A 948-nucleotide genomic window follows, 5' to 3' on the forward strand; every position below is an offset into this window, starting at 1 on the left:
ACGCCAACTTGGTAGATGGTGACCGTGTCAACTCCGTGGACGGTTACAGTTTCTCCTTAGTGGACGTTTACAGTTTCTCCTTAGTGGACGTTTACAGTGTCAACTTGGTGGACAGTGTCATTATCAACTTGGTGAACAGTGACATTATCAACTTGGTAGACGGCAACAATGACAGTAACTTGGTGGACTGTGACAGTGAAAGTATAAACTTGGTAGACGGTTACGATACCAAAGCGGTAGACAGTTACGGTATCAAACTGGTCGACACTTATAGTTTCAACTTGGGGGACAAGGATAGCATCAACTTGGTAGACAAGGATAGCATCAACTCGGTGGACAAGGACAGCGTCAACATGGTAGTAAACGTCTTCGATCACTAGGACTTAGTTAACATCATTGCCCAAAATACCATTGATTAACTCAACATCAGCGACATCGATGACTCAGGAGATGCCACCTCATCCGAAAATAACGATTAAGTTCCAACCAACTCTGTCAATTCAGGGGCGAATGGTATTACCGTTCTAGGACGTTAACCGAGCGTGACTCGCATATTCATGGTAGCCATAATCGATGATTTCGTCAGGGAGGACTTGAATCTTAGCGCGGTAGTCCTTGTAACAGTTAGCAATGACTGTTGCTCAGACACCATAAAGGGTGACCTTCACGTCGCAAATATAGTTCTCGATAACGCCATAAACGTAGAGGTCTCTGGCGAACGCGTGGATTCTATCCTTGTAGGCGTTGTCCTAATTGCCAGTGGCAAACTCAACGGCAGCGCCACCGATGACTTCAAGGATGCCGTCTCATTCGGCAATAACGATTACGTTCTAACCACCACGACCGGTTAACCAGTAAATGGCATTACCGGTCTAAGACGTTAACCGAGCGTGACTCGCATATTCATGGTAGCCATAATCGATGATTTCGTCAGGGAGGACTTGAATC

1 protein-coding gene is annotated in these 948 nt (G+C 45.9%); it reads left to right on the forward strand.

What is annotated here, in order from left to right:
* Window positions 1–380: hypothetical protein (locus DGG96_RS21075; protein WP_205872624.1), on the forward strand; the 380-nt coding region annotated here is incomplete at its 5' end.
* Between the last annotated feature and the right edge of the window lie 568 nt (window positions 381–948).

The organism is Legionella qingyii (assembly GCF_003184185.1).